Raw genomic sequence first — 19351 nt, forward strand, 5'->3', positions numbered from 1 at the left:
GACGCGGCCCTACCGCCCCGAGAGCCCCCGGGTGACCAACCCGAGTGCGTCGGCGAGGTGGTCGCGATGGAGTTCCAGCGCTTCCGGGGTGATGCGTCGGCCGGCTGTCTCACGGGCGAAATCGTCGGCCGCGACCTTGAGCACGGCGCTCATCACGCCGGCCTGCACACGGACATCGAACGTGTCGGGCCGCATGCCCATGCGTTCGGCGAGCACCTCGGTGAACGTCTCCTCCGCACGCTCCCGGAGCACCAGATAGGCGGCACGCAGCGCGGGTTCGCCGTGGGTCATCCGGACCACCGCGAGAACCGCCTCGACATCCGCGCCGGACGACGAGTCGATCACGGGCTGGTAGGCCGAACGCAGATGCTCGATCAGGCCGAGTTCGGGCGGCCAGGCGTGCAGCACCGTCCGGAAGGCGTCGATCATCTGTGTGAGCAGCGGCTCGACGCAGCTCTCCTTGGTGGGAAAGCAGCGCCACAGCGTGCGCTCGGAGACCCCGGCGGCTTTGGCGATCTGCTCGCCGGACGTGGCGGCCACACCCTGCTCGGCGAACAGCCGGACGGCGTGGCGGGAGATGTCCAGGCGTTGCCGCCCGCGCTGCTCGTCGCTCACCGGCGGCCGCCCCCGGCGGGGCACCCGCCCGCTGTCCGCCACGAAGTCCTCCATCAGGCGATCTAAACACGTCCCGCGCCGTGGGAGGACTGACCGAATCTTTAATGACAGTTACTGCCAACAAACTGCTACGGTCGGGGCGGCTCGAAGATCGCATTCGGAGATCACAGGAGGAGCGCCGTGAGCGTTACCGCCGAGCGTCAGCAACTTCCCTTCCCCAGGCCGAACGTCCTCGACCTCGCGCCGCTGTACGACGTGCTGCGCCGGGAGGCGCCCGTCACGCCGGTCACCACCCCGGCCGGGGATCCCGCCTGGCTGGTCACCCGCTTCGAGGAGGTCCGCGACCTGCTCAGCGACAAGCGTCTCGGCCGCTCCCACCCCGAACCGGAACGTGCCTCACGCCTGACGTCCGCCGCCGTACTGGACGGACCCACCGGCAACTACGACACCGAGGAGGCCGACCACACACGGATGCGCCGGCTGCTGACCCCGGCGTTCTCGGCCAAGCGGATGCGGATGCTGACCGATCACGTCCAGCGCCTGGTCGACGACTGCGTCGACCGGCTGATCACCGAGCACGCCGCCGCCCCCGGCGGGGTCGTCGACCTGCAGTCCGGGCTGGCCTTCCCGCTGCCGGTCGCGGTCATCTGCCGGCTGCTGGGCGTGCCGGAGAGCGACCGCGAGCGCTTCGCCTCGCTGTCGGAGCGCATGTCCAACTACGCCATCGGAGACGCGGCCCACCAGGCGCGGGACGAATTCAACGAGTACATGACGGGACTCGCCGAGACGAAGCGCGCGCAGCCGGGCGAGGACGTGATCTCGGACCTGGTCCACGCGCAGAGCACCGACGCGGACTACGACTACGCCGACATGATCCAGCTCTGCGTCGGGCTGCTGTTCGCCGGGCACGAGACCACGGTCAACCGAATCGGCCTCGGCACGCTCTTCCTGCTCACACGCCTCGACCAGTGGCGGACGCTGACCGCCGATCCCGAGGGCCGGGTCAACGCCACCGTCGAGGAGATCATGCGGCTGGGCGCGCCCGGCGACCTCGGCCTGCTGCGGTACGCCCACACCGATGTCGACGTCGCCGGTGTCACCATCCGGCGCGGCGACGCCGTCGTCCTGTCGATCAACGCCGCCAACCGCGACTCCTCCGTCTACACCCACGCCGAGACCTTCGACCCCGACCGCCCCGAACGCAACCACCTCGGTTTCGGCCACGGCGTGCACTTCTGCATCGGCGCGAGCCTGGCCCGTGTCGAACTGCGCATCGTGTTCGCCACCCTGGCGCGCCGGCTGCCCGGGCTGCGGCTCGCCAAGGAGCTGGACGAGCTGGAGGTGCGCACGACCCTCACCGGTGGTGTCACCGAGTTGCCCGTGACCTGGTGATGTTCCCGAGGTGACCCGGTGTCAGTGCGACTCGCGGGTCACCTCGGAGCCGCTGGAGCCCACGAGGAAGTCGAGATCGGCGCCGGTGTCGGCCTGCAGGACGTGGTCGACGTAGAGGCGTTCCCAGCCGCGCCGGGGGTTGGCGAAGCCGGTGACGGTGGCCTTGCCGGGGCTTCTGCCGGCGAGTTCGTCCGCGGGGACGTCGACGTCGATACGGCGGGCCGCGACGTCGAGGGTGATGAAGTCGCCGGTCCGCACGAGGGCGAGCGGGCCGCCGGCCGCGGCCTCGGGGGCCACGTGCAGGACGACCGTGCCGTACGCCGTGCCGCTCATCCGGCCGTCGCAGACACGGACCATGTCACGAACTCCCTGTTCCAGCAGCTTCTTCGGCAGGGGCATGTTCGACACCTCGGGCATGCCCGGGTAGCCCTTGGGGCCGCAGCCGCGCAGGACGAGGACGGAGTCGGCGTCGACGTCGAGCCCGGGGTCGTCGATCCGGGCATGGAAGTCCTCGACGCTGTCGAAGACGACGGCCCGGCCCCGGTGCCTGAGCAGGTGCGGGGAGGCGGCGGCCGGTTTGACGAGGGCGCCGTCGGGGGCGAGGTTGCCGCGCAGGACGGCGATGCCGCCCTCGGCGACCAGTGGTTCGGCGCGGGTGCGGATGACCTCGCCGTCCCAGATCTCGGCGTCGTCGAGGAAGTCGGCCAAGGGCCTGCCGGTGACGGTCAGCGCCTCGGGAGCCAGCAGGTCGCGCACCTCGCGCAGGACGGCGAGCAGCCCGCCGGCGCGGTGGAAGTCCTCCATGAGGAAACGCCCGGCCGGCTGGAGGTCCACCAGGACCGGCACCCGGGAGCCGATGCGGTCGAAGTCGTCGAGCGTCAGGTCGATACCCAACCGGCCCGCGATGGCAAGGAGATGGACGACGGCGTTGGTCGAGCCGCCGATCGCGGCCAGCGCCACGATCGCGTTCCGGAAGGACGCCTCCGTCAGGAACGTCGCGGGTCGCCGGTCGGCGCCCACCATGTCCACCGCCAGCCGGCCGGTGTGGTGCGCGGCCTCCAGCAGCCGGCTGTCGGGGGCCGGGATGCCCGCGGTACCCGGCACGACCGTGCCCAGCGCCTCCGCCACCAGGGCCATCGTCGAGGCCGTGCCCATCGTGTTGCAGTGGCCGCGGCTGCGGATCATCGCCGACTCGGAGCGGGTGAACTGCTCCTGGGACAGCGTGCCCGCGCGGACCTCCTCCGACAGCTTCCACACACCGGTGCCGCAGCCCAGCAGGCCGCCGCGGAAGGTGCCGTTGAGCATCGGGCCGCCGGGCACCACGACCGCGGGCAGGTCCACCGAGGCCGCGGCCATCAGCAGCGACGGGATCGTCTTGTCGCAGCCGCCGAGCAGGACCACGCCGTCGATGGGGTTGGCCCTGAGCATCTCCTCCGTGGCCATCGCCGCCATGTTCCGCCACAGCATGGCGGTGGGCCGCACCTGCGTCTCCCCCAGCGACACCACGGGCAGGTCCAGCGGGATGCCACCCGCCTCGTACACGCCGTTGCGGACCGACGCCGCGACCTCGTTCAGGTGCGCGTTGCAGGGAGTCAGGTCCGAGGCGGTGTTGGCGATCGCGATCTGAGGCCGGCCGGTGAAGGCGTCGTCCGGCACTCCGCGTCGCATCCAGGCCCGGTGTATGTGGGCGTTGCGGTCCTGTCCCTCGTACCACTGCGCGCTGCGGAGCCTCTCCATGGAGCCCTTCCGATCGACGGTACGGAGGTCTGAGTTCCGGAACGTCATGAAGCATAGGCAGCCGGTCGGCGGATCGACAGACCACGCCGGGCGCGTCAGAAATCCGTCAATCTTCGCCCGGGCGGCGCCAGAACCCCGTCAGCAGGGACCCCAGAGCCCCTACGGGCGCCTACCTTCAGGGCATGGAACGGAGCTCACCGGCAGCCCCGGTCGGCGACCGGCACTGGCGTGACGGTGCGTGGCTCGCGGTGAGCTGCGCCCTGGTGTTCTGCGCCATGTGCCTTCTCGTCGACTGGGACGGGGGAAGCCTGACACTTCTCCGTGCCCTGCTCTGGGGCGTCCTGTCGGCCACGGTGTTGGGCGTCCTGCTGCCGCCGCAGGTCAGCGCGGGTCCCGGCTGGCTGGCGGTACGCACCCCTTGGCGCCGGATCGTCGTCCGTACGGACGCGCTGACATCCGTACGTCAGTACGACGGCGTCTCGTCCCACCTGGTCCTGCGGGACGTCTACGGCCACCGCCTGGAACTCGACCCCCGGATCCTCGCGGCCAACCCCATGCTCTGGCACGAGCTCGACACGGGCGTCCGCCGCTCCCTGGAGCGTGGCACGCTGCGCCATGGCGCGGATGTCCTGGACCGGCTCGGCCACCGCATCGACGACGAGACGGGCAACGCGGTGTTCCGGGCGTCGGGCCTCTCCTGACACCTCCGGGCCGAGTGAAGGGCGGCGGCGCGTTCGGGAGTTCAGCCGCGCGCCGGTGCACCTCCCCGGCACACGCCAGGCGTCGGTCTCTCATCCCTCACACGACGGGTTTGTCCGGGTTCCCCTGGCCTCGCCCGGTTCCGGAATGCGTAACTGCTTGTCCGGGGGCGGGAATTCCGCCCCGCGACCGGAGGTGACCGCTGTGAACGAAGTGCTCATGACCCTGGAGACCGTGGACTTCTACGAGCCGCCGCTGCTGGCCGAGGCCGGGGCCTACGCCGACCTCACCCAGGGCGAGGGAGGCGGGGAGCCCGAAGGCGAGTTCTTCTACCACGACGAGTGACCACACCCTGCTACCGGCCCGCGGCCCTCACGCCGCGGGCCGGTACCCGGTCCGCCCCGTCACCCACCCCTCCGTAGTCACCCACCCCCTCTTGGAGAGGCCCATGCGCTCCGCCCAGGGCTGCTGGTTCGTCGTTCTCCCCGACCGGGACCTCCACCCCCGCGTCATGGCCCGACTGCGGGACAGCGCCCGCCCGGACGTGCTCCGGTTCGTGCCGCATCCCTCCGGCCGACCGTGGCTGGCCGGCCGCTGGACCGGCGAGGAGATGACCGTCTGCACCGCCGGCGCGGTACGGCTGGCCGTGGCCGGGACCTGCTCGCTCGACCCCGCGCAGCTGGCCGTACGGGCCCGGCGGATCGGCGATCCGGCACACATCGAGGCGGCGCTGGCGGGCGGCCACGGCTGTTTCCATGTCATCGCCTCGGTCGCCGGGCACACCTACGTGAGGGGCAGTCACTCGGGGCAGCGGAGGGTGTACCGGGCGGAGGTGGAAGGCGGCACGGTGTGTGCCGACCGCTCCCTGACACTCGCCCGGCTGACCGGAGCCGAACTGGACACCGCGCAGCTGGCCCTGCGCCTGGCCGGTGGAAGCGTCCCGCACCCGCTCGCCGGGGGCGCTCTGTGGCGCGGCGTCCACGGCGTACAGCCGGGACAGGCCCTGGAGTCGGGACCGGACGGCCGGGTGCGTACGCGCAGTTGGTGGCAGCCGCCCGTGGCCGAGCTGCCGCTGGCCGAGGCCGCTGCCGGTCTCGGGGAGGCACTGCGCCGGGCGGTCGCGCTGCGGGTCCGCCCCGGTGAGGTGGTGGGCGCGGATCTGTCCGGCGGCATGGACTCCACCTCGCTGTGCTTCCTGGCCGCCGAGGCGGGCGCGCGGCTGGTCGCGGTCACCCTGGACTGGAGCGCGCCCACCAACCAGGACCGCGCCTACGCGGAGCATGCCGCGGGCCGGCTGCCCGGCCTCGAGCATCTGGTGTTCCCCTCCGCCGGTCTGCCGGGCCACTTCAGCGGGCTCGACGAGCGCGGCGAGCCCACCGACGAACCGACGGCCGCGCTCCGCGACCGGGCACAACAGCAGGCCTTGGCCGAAGCCATGCTCGCGCACGGCGCCGGACGGCGGCTGTCGGGACACGGCGGGGACCATGTCGTCCAGCCGCCGCCCGCCTATCTGCACGGGCTGCTGCGGCACTCGCCGGCGGCCGGGCTTCGGCATGCCGCCGGGCGTCGCGCGCGGCACCGATGGCCGCTCGGGGCGACCGTGCGCGCTCTGCTGGAGGGCCGCTCGTACGCGTCGTGGCTCACCCAGGCCGCGGAGCAGTTGCTCTCGCCGACGGCACCGACATCGCTGGGCTGGGGCCCGGGCCCGCGGCTCCCGGCGTGGGCGAGCGCACAGGCGGTCGAGCTGTGCCGTGAGCAGCTGCGCGCGGCGGCGCACCGGGCCGAGCCCCTGCACCGTGACCGAGGTCGGCACGCCTGGATCCGGACGGCGCGGCAGGCGGGCCAGGCCGCCGGGCACCTCACCCACCGCGCCGCGCTCGCGGGCCTGCCGGCCGATGCGCCGTTCTGTGACGACGCCGTCATCGACGCCGCCCTGGCCGCCCGGCCGCACGAGGCGGCGACTCCCTGGTCGTACAAGCCGCTGCTCGCCGCCGCCATGAACGGCCTGGTACCCGACCACATCCTGCGCCGGACCAGCAAGGATCACTGCGGGCCAGAATGGCGGGAGGGCCTGCGGCGGCACCGGCCCACCCTGGCCGCCTGGGCCGAGGACTCCCGGCTGGTGGCCGCGGGAGTGGCCGACGCCGATCAGCTGCGCCGGGCCCTGCTCTCGCCCCAACTGCTCACCGGCGGGGCCCCGGAGCTGGAGGCCACCCTCGGCGCGGAGGGCTGGCTGCGCGACCTGGAACACCACGATGCCCGACACGACGCACAGGAGAAGGACGTTGCACCGACTTCGCCCTGATGTCACCGCCTGCGCCACCGGCGACGGCATGGTGCTGCTCGACGAGCGCACCGGCCGATACTGGCAGCTCAACGGCACCGGCGCACTCGTCGTCAAGGCACTCCTCGACGGCGCCGCACCGGATCAGGTGGCCGACCGCCTGGCCGCGACCCGCCCGGTGACCCGCGAGCGGGCCGCCGCCGACGTCACCGCCCTCCTCGGCCACCTCCTCAAGGAAGCGCTGGTGACCGCCCGGTGAGCCAGGTCCTGGACACCGGCGGGGTCCGGCCGCCGGTGGGCCGCCGCATCGCCGCCCGCACCGCCGTCGCGGCCGCCCGGCTCATCGCGCTGCTGCCGCCCCGCCGCATCCGCACCGCCCTGCGGCTGGCCCGCCGCGGCGCCCGGCCCGCCCGCTACGACGAAGCCCTCCGGGCCCGGCAGGACGTGACCGCCGTCAGCGTCCTGTGCGCGGGCCGCTACTGCCTCCCCCGCTCCCTGGCCACCGTCCTGCTGTGCCGGCTGCACGGCCACTGGCCCACCTGGTGCTCCGGCGTACGCACCTCGCCCTTCGCCGCCCACGCCTGGGTGGAGGCGGAGGACCGCCCGGTCGGCGAACCCCCGGGCACCGCCGCCTACCGGACGCTGATCACGGTGGAGGCGCCGCACGGCGGGACAGGTCGTCCAGGGAGTGCCTTCGCCATGCGCTGGGGCTGGTGCCGTAGGTCTCGCGAAAGCGGCGGGAGAAGTGGGCGGGATGGGTGAACCCCCAGGAGCGGGCGATGGCTTCCACGGTGCGATGAGCCTGTTCCGCTGCGGCCAGGTCCTCGCGTGCGCCCTCGAGTCGACGGCGGATGATCCACTTCTCGAGGCTCAGTCCGCCCTCCTCGCACAGCCGGTAGAGGGTGCGCACGGAGATGCCGTGCGCCCGGGCGACGCGCTGCGGCGTGAGATCCGGCTCGGTGAGGTGTGCGCGGAGGTAGGCGAGGACCCGCGTGAAGAGGGTCTCCTGCGCCACCTCCCGGCGCGTGGGGTCGTCGCCTGCGGCCGAGACGATCAGCGCCCGGGTGAGGTGCACGGTCGCGGCGGCGAGGGCTTCCGCCTCGGGGCCGGCGCTGAACCGGTCCGCGTGCCGGCGCAGCCCGCGGATGTGCTGCACCAGCAGCGGTTCGACGGGGCTGTGGTGCAGCAGGGGGATGGCGGCCCGCACCGTGTCGACGGGCAGGGCGAGGTGGGCGATGTCGACCGTGAAGGCCACGGAGCGGCCGGTGCCCGACCATCCGTACTCGTGTGACGCGATCATGTGGGGGGTCAGGCCGACGCCGTCCGGCCCCAGCCGCCGCTGGTATCCGTCGCAGCCGAAGTCGCCCGTCCCGAACCCTTCGGCCTGCGTCATGATCGAGACGGTGTCCACCAGTTCGCGGCGTGCCTTCCGGTAGGAGCGCACGAAACGCGCGCCCGTGCCGCGGGTGTCGAAGAGGGTGAGGGGACCGATGTGCCAGACCTCGATCCTCTTCCGCATAGTCGCCGCGGGCTCGTTCTCCTCGACCATGTCGACTCCGCCCTCCCGGGCCACCACGGTGCGCAGAGCCTCGTAGCGGTCGGCGACTGGTAAGCCGTCGGTGTCGAGAACCAGCACGGCGCCTCCCAGGCTGCGGTAGCGGCCTGCCGCCGCTGCTCCCCGAGGAGCAGTCTGCGGCGTACGGGCCACTCGCGACAAAGGTGTGTTCATCGGACACCTGACTCGGCGGCTCCGGTACGCGATCCGAAGTGCGGCGCGCTGCCCGGGAGCGTCGTGGCACAGAGGGACAAGGCTCCGGCACACAGGGCAAAGCCGGTGACCGGCGCCCGTGCGATGCTCCCCTTCACCATTGCTTCACGTTCCGCAGAGCCAATGATCGATGAGCCGGAAGATCCCCTGTCACCGGGAGTGTTCCCATGCCGTTCGTCACCGCAGCCGACGGAGCGCACATCCACTACAAGGACTGGGGTGAGGGCCGCCCGGTCGTGCTCAGCCACGGCTGGCCGCTGAACGCCGACAGCTGGGAAGCCCAGCAGCTGCTCCTCGCCACCCACGGGTACCGCGCGATCGCGCACGACCGACGCGGACACGGACGTTCCGAGCAGACCTGGAACGGCAACGAGATGAACACCTACGCCGACGATCTGGCCGCCCTCATCGACACACTCGACCTGCGCGACGTCACTCTGGTCGGGTTCTCGACGGGCGGCGGCGAGGTCGCCCGCTACGTCGGCCGGCACGGCACCGCCCGCGTCGCCCAGGTCGTCCTGGTCTCCGCCGTACCGCCGCTGATGCTCAAGACCGACGACAACCCGGGCGGGGTGCCGGCCGAGGTGTTCGACGCGATCCGGGCCGGTTCGCTGGCCGACCGGTCACAGCTGTACCGGGATCTGGCCGACGGGCCGTTCTTCGGCAACAACCGCCCCGGGGCCGATGTCTCCCAGGGCATCCGTGACGCGTTCTGGCGCCAGGGCCTGCAGGCCGGGCACAGGAACGCCTACGAGTGCGTCGCCGCGTTCTCCGCCACCGACTTCCGCGGGGACCTGGACGCCATCGACGTCCCCACGCTCGTCATCCACGGCGACGACGACCAGGTGGTGCCATTCGAGGTGGGCGGCAAGGCGTCGGCGGCGCGCATCAAGAACGCGACGCTCAAGGTCTACCCGGGTGCTCCGCACGGCATCACGGACACGCACAAGGAGCAACTCGGCGCCGACCTGCTCGACTTCCTCGGCGCCTGACTCCTCACCTCCGGCTCCTCACTCCTCACTGTCGGCTCCTCACGCCTGACTCCGGAAGGAACCACTCGATGATTCCGGAAAGCCGGTCCGGTGATCCTCGTCGGCCACTCCTACGGCGGCGCGATCACCACCAACGCCGCCCGGGGCCACGCCCACGTACATCGTCGCCGGAGCCGATCGTGTCATTCCGCCCGCCCTTCAGCGGTTCATGGCCGGTCGGGCCGGGAGCAGGACCGTAGAAGTGAAGGGTGCCTCGCACGTCGTGATGATGTCCCGGCCGGACGCGGTCGTGCGGCAGATCGAGGCCGCGTACCGCGCCACCCGCTGAGCCCACCAGGAAGGAACAGCAGTCATGAGCACCCCGGACACAATCGTCCTCATCCACGGCTTCTGGGTGACCCCTCGCAGCTGGGAGCACTGGATCGAGCATTACAAGAAGCGCGGCTTTCGTGTCCTCGCGCCCGCCTACCCCGGCTTCGAGGCGGAGGTCGAGTCCCTCAACACCGACACCACGCCCATCGAGAAGGTCACGGTCGAGGAGATCCTCGGGAGCCTGGAACAGGAGGTCCGGGCCCTGGACAAGCCACCCGTTCTGATCGGCCACTCCGCCGGCGGCGTGTTCGTCCAGCTTCTGCTCGACCGCGGCCTCGGTGCGGCGGGGGTGGCGATGTGCTCGGCGCCCACGGAGGGCGTCGCCGTCGTGCCGCTGACGCAGATCAAGGCGGCCTTCCCGGTCCTGAAGAACCCGGCCAACCGGCATCGCGCGGTCGGTCTGACCGCCGAGCAGTGGCACTACGCCTTCGCCAACACCTTCTCCGAGGAGGAGTCGAAGGCGCTGTACGAGCGGTACGCGATCCCCGCCTCCGGCGGCATCTTCTGGGACAGCGCCCTGGCCACCCTGCGCCCCGGTCACCAGAGCACGTACGTCGACTACCACAACGACGCCCGTGCGCCGCTGCTGTTCATCTCGGGCGAGAAGGACCACCTGATGCCGCCCAAGGTGCAGCAGTCCAACGCCCGGCACTACAAGTCGAACACGGTCACCGAGGTGCGGGAGTTCCCGGGCATGCCCCATCTGCTGCCCGCGGCGCCCGGCTGGGAGGAGGTCGCCGACCAGGCACTCGACTGGGCGCTCGAGCACGCCAGGTAGACGACACCTTCGAGGGGCGCCCCCGAAGGCCACCGCTACTCCTCCGGCTGGAGCACGTCCTCGCGCAAGACGTCGGGCCCGGCGGTCCAGCCGTCCGAGCTCCCACCGCCGGGCGCGCCCTGCTGCCCGGGGCTCGCGTCCTGCGCTGCGAAGGCCAGCGCCGCGGGGCACTGTGGACACTTCCACGAGGCCGACGGGCCGTCGAGAGGGAACTCGCACGGTCCCCCGCCGACATCCGCGCACGGTTGCGCCGGCTGCCGATCGGCAGCGCACTGGAACTGACCGTCTGACGCGAACGCCCGCCCGGTGCGCGGGCGGGCGTTCCTCAGGTGTGGTGCGGCACGAGTCAGTCCACGATCACCTCGGCATGTGCCGCCGGGGCGGTCCCGACGAGCGCGCCGCCGAAGTTCCCCTCGACCTCTGTCTTCTCCGCCGCGTTCGGATACGGGTTCGTGCACGCGGTGCCCGCGGTGGAGCCGGACATCAGGCTCGAGCACGGTCCGGGCTTGCGATCGGGCAGGCCCAGGATGTGCCCGAGTTCATGGGCGGAGATGCGAATCGTGTTGTAGCCCTGGTTCACGGCCTGCCGCCCGATGTAGACGGTTCCGTTGCCCAGGGTGGTGGGCAGGGCGCGCGGCCAGCCGTTGTCCGCGAGCACCCGTATGTTCGCGCGTTGCCCGGCGGCGGACGGCCGCAGCTCGACGGTGTCGACACTCTCGTTCCAGATGGCCGCGCCCCGGTCCACCGCGCTCCTGAACTCCGCGGAACCGCTGGCGTCGTAGAGGAGGACACGGGCGGCGAGGGGAGCACCCTCCGCGTCGGGTGAAGCGGCCACGGCCTGGCCGCCGGCCAGGGAGAAGGACATCACCAAAGCGGCAGCCAGGCCGCCGGTCAGCGAACGGACGTGCATGATCGACCTCCTTGTGGGGAAAGGCAGTCGTGCTCATGACATTCTCTGGCCCATTGCCCAGTGGGGACGAGGATGAATCCGTCAATCCGAACCGGCGCCCCAGGTCCTCACCACGGCGAAGTCGCCTTCGGCGAGGCCGCGTCGGGGATCGACCCGGTGCAGCAGCGCGGGACCGTCGTGGTGCTCCTTCACCCAGGCGCGATCCGCCTCCGTGATCTCATCGTCGATCCAGGCAAACGCCCGGCCCCGCGCCCACGCGACGATCTCCGGCGTCTTCCAGAACACACCGTCACCGCACCGGCCCCGCGCCGAGGACCAAACGATGAAGGGCAACTCGGGCAGTCCCAGCACCGGGGCGATGAAACCATTGGCCTCCTCCTCCCACGTCGTCGCCCACACCAGGTCGAAGGGAAGCGCCTCCAGGGCCGCGCCGTGACTCGGGTTGAGCCACACACGCAACGGTTTCACCGGCCTGTTCGGAAGCCCCCACTCAGTCAGTCGGCGCCGCTCGGCGGCCACCCAACGAGGCGTCAGCAGCCGGTGCGTCTCGTAACCCTCAGGCCGTCGGTGCGGCTTCGCGGCATACGGATTCAGCGGTCCGTCCACATCCAGCAACAACACCGGACGCACCAGCCCACCCCCCTCCGGCATGCCTCGCACGGTACTGGCCGACGGCGTGGCCGCCCAGTGAAATCTTGCGGTGACTGCTTCCGCGCGCCCGTCAAACGCGCCTGGCGCCGTGGGTCGGCAGCTTGGCGACCGGCGCGGGCCCGCCTACGCAGGAGTCATGGATGGTTGGCTCGTTCTCATCATCGTGGTGGGCGTCGTCTGGACGATCTATGAATACACGCGAGAGGTCCCGGCCGGAGCCTGTCTCGACTGCCGGGGCAGGGGCAGGACGTTGACCCGGGAGTACTCCGTGATGAAGGACGGTTACAGGTCGGAATGGGTGACGTGCCGTAGCTGTCGAGGCTCAGGGGAGGCGCGGTAGAGGCGGCCCCCATCGTGCAGGAGGGCCGCCGCGCTACGCGCTGAACACGGCGTTGCGGCGCAGCTGTTCGGCGCACCACCGGAAGTGCCCGTCGCTGTCGTCAAGGCCGAAGAGGTCGTACGTGGTGAGGGCGTATGCGGCCTGGTAGGCGGTGAGGGTCGCCGGCGCGTGCCCGAGCTCGTGTGCGAAGAGCCGGGTGAGTTCCGCGGTGTGCTCCTCGGCGTGCGGCCCGTGCATGTTCCAGACGGCTGCGGTGACGGCGGCTTCGAAGGCCGGGTCGCCCGCGGTCGTGTAGAAGCCGAAGTCCAGCACGGCGACGGGCCGGCCGGCCGCGTCGACGTGGATGTTGGGCGGGACGAGGTCGCCGTGGATCGCGCTCACCGGGGCGTCGGGGAGCGACCGCAGTGCCTCTTGGGTGCGTTCGACTCCCCCGTCGAAGTCCGGCACGTGGACAGCCAGGGCGGCACCGTGCCGGGCTGCGGCCCGGGCGACCAGGGCCGCGAGCGCGTTCTGGAAGCGGTCGTGATCCCGCCACAGCGGACGGTCGTCGCCCTGGACGGTCAACCGGCGCATGGCGTCGGTGCCGGGCACGGAGGCCAGGCCACGCAGAACGGCAAGGAGCCCGTCGCTGTACCGGCTGGGCAGCTCGCGCTCGTAGTCGCTGTGCGCGGAGTCCTCCCGCATCGCGACACCGGGCAGCTCACGCTCGTACGTCACCAGGACACCCGCGTGCTCCTCGACGTCGAAGATCTCCGGGGTGGCGAACGGCAGCGCGTGCCGCGCGATGTCCGCGTACACCTGGCGGGTGAGCTCGAATCCGGCCGGCGGCCGACCGCTCCACACCTTGGCGACCCGGCCCTCGTCCAGCCGGTACACGACGCCCTCGACGCCGGCGCCGATCCGGCGGACCCTCGGGTACCCACGGTCGGCGAAGCGTGCGGGCCATGGGTCGGCGCGCGGGGCTTCGCCGTTCTGGATGCTCTCCACGACAACAAACAAAGGCAAGGAGATCTCTCCTTGCCACTCTCAACTTATAGCGCACCGGGGGGCTTGCGGCAAGACCCGGGTGATGGCGCAGAATCTCCGGCCGAGGCCACAACCTGGGGATATGGGGGCACGGTATGCGCGTGTTGTCGACGCATGAGGCTCGACAGTATGTGTGGGATCTTCAAGAGGTCGAAGAGACACAGGTCTCGGTCGTCGGAGGCAAGGGCGCACACCTGGGCGGGCTGTCACGGATCGAAGGCATCAGCGTTCCGGCCGGCTACTGCGTGACGACGGACGCCTTCCGGCGGATCATGGCGGAAGCCCCGTCGATCGACGATCGGATCGACGAGCTGTCGCGTCTGAACCCGGACGACCGGGACGCGATCCGCACACTCAGCGCGGAGATTCGCCGGGCCATCGAAGGGATCGCCCTCCCGGACGATCTCGCGGCGGCGATCACCCGCCCGCTCACCCGGCTCGGCGAGCAGGCCGCCTACGCCGTCCGCTCCAGCGCGACGGCGGAGGACCTGCCGACGGCCTCCTTCGCCGGCCAGCAGGACACGTACCTGAATGTCGTGGGGCCGACGGCGATCCTCCAGCACATCAGCCGGTGCTGGGCCTCGCTGTTCACCGAGCGGGCCGTGACCTACCGTCAGCGCAACGGCATCGATCACCGTACGGTCCACATGGCCGTGGTCGTGCAGCGGATGGTCTTCCCGGACGCGGCCGGCATTCTGTTCACGGCCGACCCCGTCACGGGCAACCGGAAGGTCGCCACCGTGGACGCCGGCTTCGGCCTCGGCGAGGCCCTGGTCTCCGGCGTGGTGAACCCGGACGTCTTCAAGGTGCGGGACGGCGAAGTCGTCGCCAGGGCGATCGCCGCCAAGGAGCGGGCCGTGCACGCCCTGCCGGACGGCGGCACGCGGGAAGTGGCGATCGACTCGCGGCGGCAGGAGCAGCCGGCGCTGACGGATGCGCAGGCCGTGCGGCTCGTGGAGTTCGGGCGGCGGATCGAGGCGCACTTCGGCCGCCCGCAGGACATCGAATGGTGCCTGGTCGACGACGACTTCCAGATCGTGCAGAGCCGGCCGATCACGACGCTGTTCCCCGTCCCGGAGACCGGCGACCAGGAGAATCACGTCTATGTGTCCGTCGGCCATCAGCAGATGATGACCGACCCCATGAAGCCCCTGGGGCTCTCCATGTGGCAGCTGATGGCCATGGTGCCGATGCACGAGGCCGGCGGGAGGCTGTTCGTCGACGTCACCCGGCGCCTGGCCTTGCCCGCGAGCCGTGCCGGGCTCCTGGACGTCATCGGGAAAGGCGATCCGCTGACCCGGGACGCCCTGGAGACCGTCCTCGACCGCGACGACTTCGTCCCGTCGCTCCCGGACGCGACTCCCGGCGCGCCGCCGGCCGGAGGGGCGCCCGCCCCGATCGAGACCGATCCGGCCGTCGTCACCGAGCTCATCGAGCGCAGCGAGGCATCCGTAGCCGCCCTGGAGGACGCCATTCGGACGAAGACCGGACCGGCGCTGTTCGACTTCCTGCTGGAGGCCTTCGAGGAGCACAAGCGAGTCCTCAGTGATCCGCTGAGCATGCAGGCGATCATGGCCGGGATGGAGGCCACGTGGTGGCTCAACGACACGCTGCGGGAGTGGCTGGGCGAGAAGAACGCGGCTGACACGCTCACCCTGTCCGCCCCCGACAACATCACCTCGGAGATGGGACTGGAGCTGCTCGACGTCGCGGACGTGATCCGCCCGTATCCGGAGCTGGTGGCGTTCCTGAAGGACGTCGAGGACGAGGACTTCCTGGACGAGCTGCCGAAGCTCGCGGGCGGGACCGAAGCGCGCGACGCCATCGAGGCCTACCTCGAGCGGTACGGCATGCGCTGCGTCGGCGAGATCGACATCACGAGGCCGCGCTGGCGCGAGCGCCCCAGCACGCTCGTGCCCGTGATCCTCGACAACGTCAGGAACTTCGAGCCGGGCGCTGCCGAGCGGCGTTTCGAGGAAGGTCGGCGGAAGGCCTGGGAGAAGGAACAGGACGTGCTGTCGCGCCTGCGGGCCCTGCCGGACGGGGAGCGGAAGGCCGACGAGGCCAAGCGGATGATCGACCGCGTCAGAACATTCATCGGGTACCGGGAGTACCCGAAGTACGGCATCGTCAGCCGCTCCTTCGTCTACAAGCGGGCCCTGCTGGAGGAGGCCGGGCGTCTTGTGCGGGCCGGCGTGCTTCCCGAGGAGGAGGACATCTTCTACCTCACGTTCCAGGAGCTCCACGATGTGGTGCGCTCACAGCGGGTGGACGACCAGCTCGTCCAGCGGCGCAAGGAGGCGTTCCGGTCGTACCACGCGCTCACACCGCCCCGGGTGCTCACCTCGGACGGTGAGGCCCTCTCCGGGGCGTACCGGCGCGACGACGTACCGGACGGTGCCCTGATCGGCCTCCCGGTTTCCGCCGGGACCATCGAGGGGCGGGCTCGCGTCGTCCTCGACATGGCGGACGCCGATCTCGAAGCGGGCGACATCCTGGTCACGGCCTTCACCGACCCCAGCTGGTCGCCGCTGTTCGTCGGAATCGCGGGCCTGGTGACGGAGGTGGGCGGCTTGATGACCCATGGCGCGGTGATCGCCCGGGAGTACGGCTTGCCTGCCGTCGTGGGCGTGGAGCGGGCCATCCGGCTGATCCGGGACGGGCAGCGGATCCGTGTGCACGGAACCGACGGATACATCGAGCTCCTGTCCTGACCGGTGTTCCTCACCTGGCCTGCGAGCCCGGGCAACTCCTTTGCCAATGGCTGGCTTTGACGCCGTAGACGATCAATTCCGAGCAACCTTGCAACACTTCTTTCTCATCTTCTCCTAAGGAACGAAAGAGGCGCCCGGGACACCTGGAACACCTGTGGTGTCCCGGGCGCAGGAGCCCATCCGGAGGAGAAGCACGTTGAACCATGCCCGGCGCACATGGGTCGCCGCTGCGGCCTTGTTCGCGGTGGTGGTGGGGTCGCCAGGACTGGCGCACGCCCAACCGGCCGCCGACCCCACCCCGTCCACCCCTTCCACCCCATCCGCCGACTCCGGCCCCGGCGCCGGCCGCGGGCTTCCGGCCGGCTGGCAGATCACCGGTAAGAGATCCGGTCAGCGGCTGACCTGGCGTTCGGACAGACCCGTACCCATGGGTGACGCCGCCGTCGAGTTCTACTCCGGGGACCGGCTCCTGGGCCGGCCCGTGCCCGGCAAGGACGGGCACACGTTCCGCCTCGACCTCGAAGGTGTCACGCTCGGGGCCCCGAAGGACCTGCAGGTGCGGGCCGCGGGGCGGCGTCTCGACGAGGCCGGCGTCAAGGCCGAGGCGAAGCGCCGGTCCGCCAAGAAGCAGATGAAGCCGGTGGAGCCGTCGGCCCTGCCGCCGGCCAACCCCGTGGACCCCGGTGTCCCCGGCCCGTACCGCACGGTCAGCGGCGAGTACACGCTGAAGTCGGTGAAACTGCCCGACTTCCCCGTCCCGGTGGAGATGCGCGCCACCGTCACCGCACCCGCCGGGGCACAGGGCATGCGGCCGCTGGCCCTCTTCCTGCACGGCCGCCACGCCACCTGCTTCGCCGGGGGCGCGGACGGTGAGGCACTCGGCGCGTGGCCCTGCCCCACCGGCTCGAAGCCGATACCGAGCCACCGCGGCTATCTGCACGACCAGAAACTCCTGGCGTCCCAGGGGTATGTGACGGTGTCCATATCCGCCAACGGCATCAACGGGCAGGACTACGCGGCGCAGGACGCCGGAGCCCAGGCCCGCTCCTCCCTGGTACGGCAGCACCTCGCCCGCTGGGCCGACTGGTCGGGCGCCGGGCGGACCAAGGCACCGGAGATCGTACGGAAGGCCGCGCGGGCCGACCTGTCGCGCGTGCTCCTGGTCGGTCACTCGCGCGGTGGCGAGGGCGTGAACCGGGCTGCGATGGACAGCCTCGCCAAGCCCCCCGCGGACAAGGACGGCTACCGGGGTCCGGCGCGCTGGAAGATCCGTGGGACCGTCCTCATCGGCCCCACGGTGTTCGGGCAGAACCCGGCTCCTGATGTGCCGTCCATGACGATCCTGCCGGGCTGCGACGGTGACGTGTCCGACCTGCAGGGCGAGATCTACGTGGACGGGACTCGCGGCGTGAGCCGTGGTGCCGCCCTGCACAGCGCGGTCTACATGGTCGGCGCCAACCACAACTACTTCAACACCGAGTGGACCCCGGGACAGGCCGAGGCACCGGCGAACGACGACTTCTGGCACGACGAGGAGACGCCGCCGGACCCGGTGTGCACGCCGGGCACCGCGACCCGGCTGACGGCCGAGCGGCAGCAGGCCGCCGGTTCGACGTACATAGCCGCCGCGGCCCGGCTGTTCGTCGCGGGCGACGACCGGGTCCGGCCGCTGCTGGACGGCTCGGGTGTCCGCGCGGCGTCCGCGGGCCCCGCGCGGGTCCTGACGCATGCCGTCGGTGCCCGGCGCACCGCCGCGTTCCTGCCGGACGCCCCGGTCACGGTGGACGGCGGCCGGCTCTGCGCGCAGGTGGACACCGACCCCGCCACCGCCTGCCTGGACCCCGAGAGCCCCGGCAGGTCACCGCACTTCGCCGAGTGGGAGACGGAGCGGGAACCGGGCCGCGACGCAGTGGCGTTCGACTGGTCGGCGCCGGGTTCGGCGGTACAGGTGCGGCCCGGGCGGCCGGTCTCACTGAGCGGAGCCGAGGCGCTGGCCCTGCGGGTCATCGTGCCGCCGAACACCACCGGCACCCGTATGGACGTGTCCCTCACGGACTCCGCGGGCCGGCAGGCGAAGCTGGGTGCCGTCCGCCTCGACGGACTGCCCGGCTCCGACCGGACGGCCTCGTACTGGGGGCAGGAGGTCCGCGTACCGCTGACCGCGGCGACGGCGGCCGGGCTGGACCTGAAGCGGGTGAAGTCCCTGGTACTGACCCCGCGCAGCGGATCGGGACGGGCGTGGCTGATGGACGCCTGGGGCTGGCGCCCCGGCATGGCGGCGGTACGGCCGGTCGCGCTGCCCCGCGTGGACATCGGCGTGTTGACGGCCGACGAGGGCGACTCCGGAGTCCGGACCCTCAAGGTGCCGGTGCGGCTCTCCGGGCAGGGCAGCGGTCAGGTCAGGCTCTTTGTCGCGGACCCCGGGAACGGTGAGGTCACGTCACGGTTGGTGACGGTGCGCGCCGGCAGCAGTGTCGACGTCCCTGTCGAGGTGCGCGGCAACACCCGCTTCAGCTACGGCTCGACGCACAACGTGTTCGCGAAGGCCGTCCGGGGCGCCGTGATCGGCAACCACCTCGGCGGCCTGACCGTGAGGGACGACGACCCGATGCCCACGTTCAAGGCGACACCGCTCGCGGGGCGGGTCACCGAGGGCCAGAGCATGAAGTGGCGGATCGAGCAGTCCGCGGTCGCCGACACGGATCTCTGGCTCGGGGCCGCGTTCGCGAAGGTCGACGGCGGCGCGGAGCTGTCCAGCACCGACGTCGACCCGCAATGGTTCGAACAGAACACCGGGGAGTCACCGAGCCCGGCCCGGCCGCTGTCCGAGGTGGAGGTCTTCTACCCGGACATCACCGTACCCGCGGGAGGGCTGAGCACGGAGCTGAGCGTACCCACCGTCGTGGACGGGGTGAGCGAGCCGGAGGAGGCACTGCGGATGCGGCTGTCCATCTGGGAGGACGAGCGGGGCGAAGTGGAGGGCCCGATGCTCGACGGCACGGTGGTGGACGCGCCGTAGGCGAAACGCCCGGCACTCCCTGACCGGCGGCCGGGCACAAGGGGAGCGGGGGCC

17 protein-coding genes are annotated in these 19351 nt (G+C 71.5%); 11 read left to right on the forward strand and 6 right to left on the reverse strand.

Annotation, left to right across the window (positions count from 1 at the left end):
• Positions 1 to 9: 9 nt before the first annotated feature.
• On the reverse strand, positions 10 to 669 hold the full coding sequence (locus tag ACWIF2_RS18375; RefSeq protein ID WP_454361548.1) for a TetR/AcrR family transcriptional regulator: 660 nt from the start codon (positions 667 to 669) through the stop codon (positions 10 to 12).
• Positions 670 to 795: 126 nt separating this feature from the next.
• On the opposite strand from ACWIF2_RS18375, the gene ACWIF2_RS18380 reads away from it, so the two are divergent.
• Positions 796 to 2007, forward strand: coding sequence for a cytochrome P450 (locus tag ACWIF2_RS18380; protein ID WP_454361549.1), 1212 nt, complete (start codon positions 796 to 798; stop codon positions 2005 to 2007).
• Positions 2008 to 2028: 21 nt separating this feature from the next.
• On the opposite strand, the gene ACWIF2_RS18385 is transcribed toward ACWIF2_RS18380, so the two are convergent.
• On the reverse strand, positions 2029 to 3744 hold the full coding sequence (locus tag ACWIF2_RS18385; protein ID WP_454361550.1) for an IlvD/Edd family dehydratase: 1716 nt from the start codon (positions 3742 to 3744) through the stop codon (positions 2029 to 2031).
• 182 nt (positions 3745 to 3926) lie between these two features.
• Here ACWIF2_RS18385 and ACWIF2_RS18390 point away from each other — a divergent pair, with 182 nt between their 5' ends.
• From ACWIF2_RS18390 to ACWIF2_RS18410, 5 genes are all read left to right on the forward strand, one after another.
• Complete coding sequence (locus ACWIF2_RS18390) at positions 3927 to 4445, forward strand: hypothetical protein (RefSeq protein WP_454361551.1); 519 nt, start codon at positions 3927 to 3929, stop codon at positions 4443 to 4445.
• A gap of 202 nt (positions 4446 to 4647) precedes the next feature.
• Positions 4648 to 4788, forward strand: coding sequence for a lasso RiPP family leader peptide-containing protein (locus ACWIF2_RS18395; protein ID WP_454361552.1), 141 nt, complete (start codon positions 4648 to 4650; stop codon positions 4786 to 4788).
• 103 nt (positions 4789 to 4891) lie between these two features.
• A complete protein-coding gene (locus ACWIF2_RS18400) occupies positions 4892 to 6748 on the forward strand; it encodes an asparagine synthase-related protein (protein WP_454361553.1) in 1857 nt (618 codons plus the stop codon).
• Positions 6729 to 6986, forward strand: coding sequence for a lasso peptide biosynthesis PqqD family chaperone (locus tag ACWIF2_RS18405; protein WP_454361554.1), 258 nt, complete (start codon positions 6729 to 6731; stop codon positions 6984 to 6986). Before ACWIF2_RS18400 ends, ACWIF2_RS18405 begins: the two co-directional genes overlap by 20 nt.
• Positions 6983 to 7489, forward strand: coding sequence for a lasso peptide biosynthesis B2 protein (locus tag ACWIF2_RS18410; protein ID WP_454361555.1), 507 nt, complete (start codon positions 6983 to 6985; stop codon positions 7487 to 7489). The genes ACWIF2_RS18405 and ACWIF2_RS18410 overlap by 4 nt, the downstream gene beginning before the upstream one ends.
• On the opposite strand, the gene ACWIF2_RS18415 is transcribed toward ACWIF2_RS18410, so the two are convergent.
• Positions 7374 to 8363 carry a helix-turn-helix domain-containing protein gene (locus tag ACWIF2_RS18415; RefSeq protein ID WP_454361556.1) on the reverse strand — a complete coding sequence of 330 codons (990 nt, stop codon included), beginning with the start codon at positions 8361 to 8363 and terminating at the stop codon, positions 7374 to 7376. The genes ACWIF2_RS18410 and ACWIF2_RS18415 overlap by 116 nt on opposite strands.
• Before the next feature lie 299 nt (positions 8364 to 8662).
• On the opposite strand from ACWIF2_RS18415, the gene ACWIF2_RS18420 reads away from it, so the two are divergent.
• The 3 genes from ACWIF2_RS18420 (at position 8663) to ACWIF2_RS18430 (ending at position 10637) form a co-directional block, all read left to right on the forward strand.
• Positions 8663 to 9487: an alpha/beta fold hydrolase gene (locus ACWIF2_RS18420; RefSeq protein WP_454361557.1), complete on the forward strand. Its 825-nt coding sequence runs from the start codon at positions 8663 to 8665 to the stop codon at positions 9485 to 9487.
• A 160-nt stretch (positions 9488 to 9647) separates the two neighbouring features.
• Positions 9648 to 9815 (forward strand): alpha/beta fold hydrolase, encoded by a 168-nt coding sequence (locus tag ACWIF2_RS18425; RefSeq protein ID WP_454361586.1) that lies wholly within the window; start codon positions 9648 to 9650, stop codon positions 9813 to 9815.
• A gap of 24 nt (positions 9816 to 9839) precedes the next feature.
• Positions 9840 to 10637, forward strand: coding sequence for an alpha/beta hydrolase (locus ACWIF2_RS18430; protein WP_454361558.1), 798 nt, complete (start codon positions 9840 to 9842; stop codon positions 10635 to 10637).
• Positions 10638 to 10983: 346 nt separating this feature from the next.
• Here ACWIF2_RS18430 and ACWIF2_RS18435 read toward each other — a convergent pair whose 3' ends face one another.
• From ACWIF2_RS18435 to ACWIF2_RS18445, 3 genes are all read right to left on the reverse strand, one after another.
• Complete coding sequence (locus ACWIF2_RS18435) at positions 10984 to 11547, reverse strand: snapalysin family zinc-dependent metalloprotease (RefSeq protein WP_454361559.1); 564 nt, start codon at positions 11545 to 11547, stop codon at positions 10984 to 10986.
• Between the two features lie 81 nt (positions 11548 to 11628).
• A complete protein-coding gene (locus ACWIF2_RS18440) occupies positions 11629 to 12198 on the reverse strand; it encodes an HAD domain-containing protein (protein WP_454361560.1) in 570 nt (189 codons plus the stop codon).
• Positions 12199 to 12571: 373 nt separating this feature from the next.
• The gene (locus ACWIF2_RS18445; protein WP_454361561.1) at positions 12572 to 13543 is read right to left on the reverse strand and encodes a phosphotransferase family protein; all 972 of its coding nucleotides are present in this window, start codon (positions 13541 to 13543) and stop codon (positions 12572 to 12574) included.
• A gap of 116 nt (positions 13544 to 13659) precedes the next feature.
• Here ACWIF2_RS18445 and rph point away from each other — a divergent pair, with 116 nt between their 5' ends.
• Both rph and ACWIF2_RS18455 read left to right on the forward strand, forming a co-directional pair.
• Complete coding sequence (rph, locus tag ACWIF2_RS18450) at positions 13660 to 16278, forward strand: rifamycin-inactivating phosphotransferase (protein WP_454361562.1); 2619 nt, start codon at positions 13660 to 13662, stop codon at positions 16276 to 16278.
• A 427-nt stretch (positions 16279 to 16705) separates the two neighbouring features.
• Positions 16706 to 19297 (forward strand): hypothetical protein, encoded by a 2592-nt coding sequence (locus ACWIF2_RS18455; protein ID WP_454361563.1) that lies wholly within the window; start codon positions 16706 to 16708, stop codon positions 19295 to 19297.
• The last annotated feature ends 54 nt before the right edge of the window (positions 19298 to 19351 follow it).

The organism is Streptomyces sp. NPDC055506 (genome assembly GCF_053643595.1).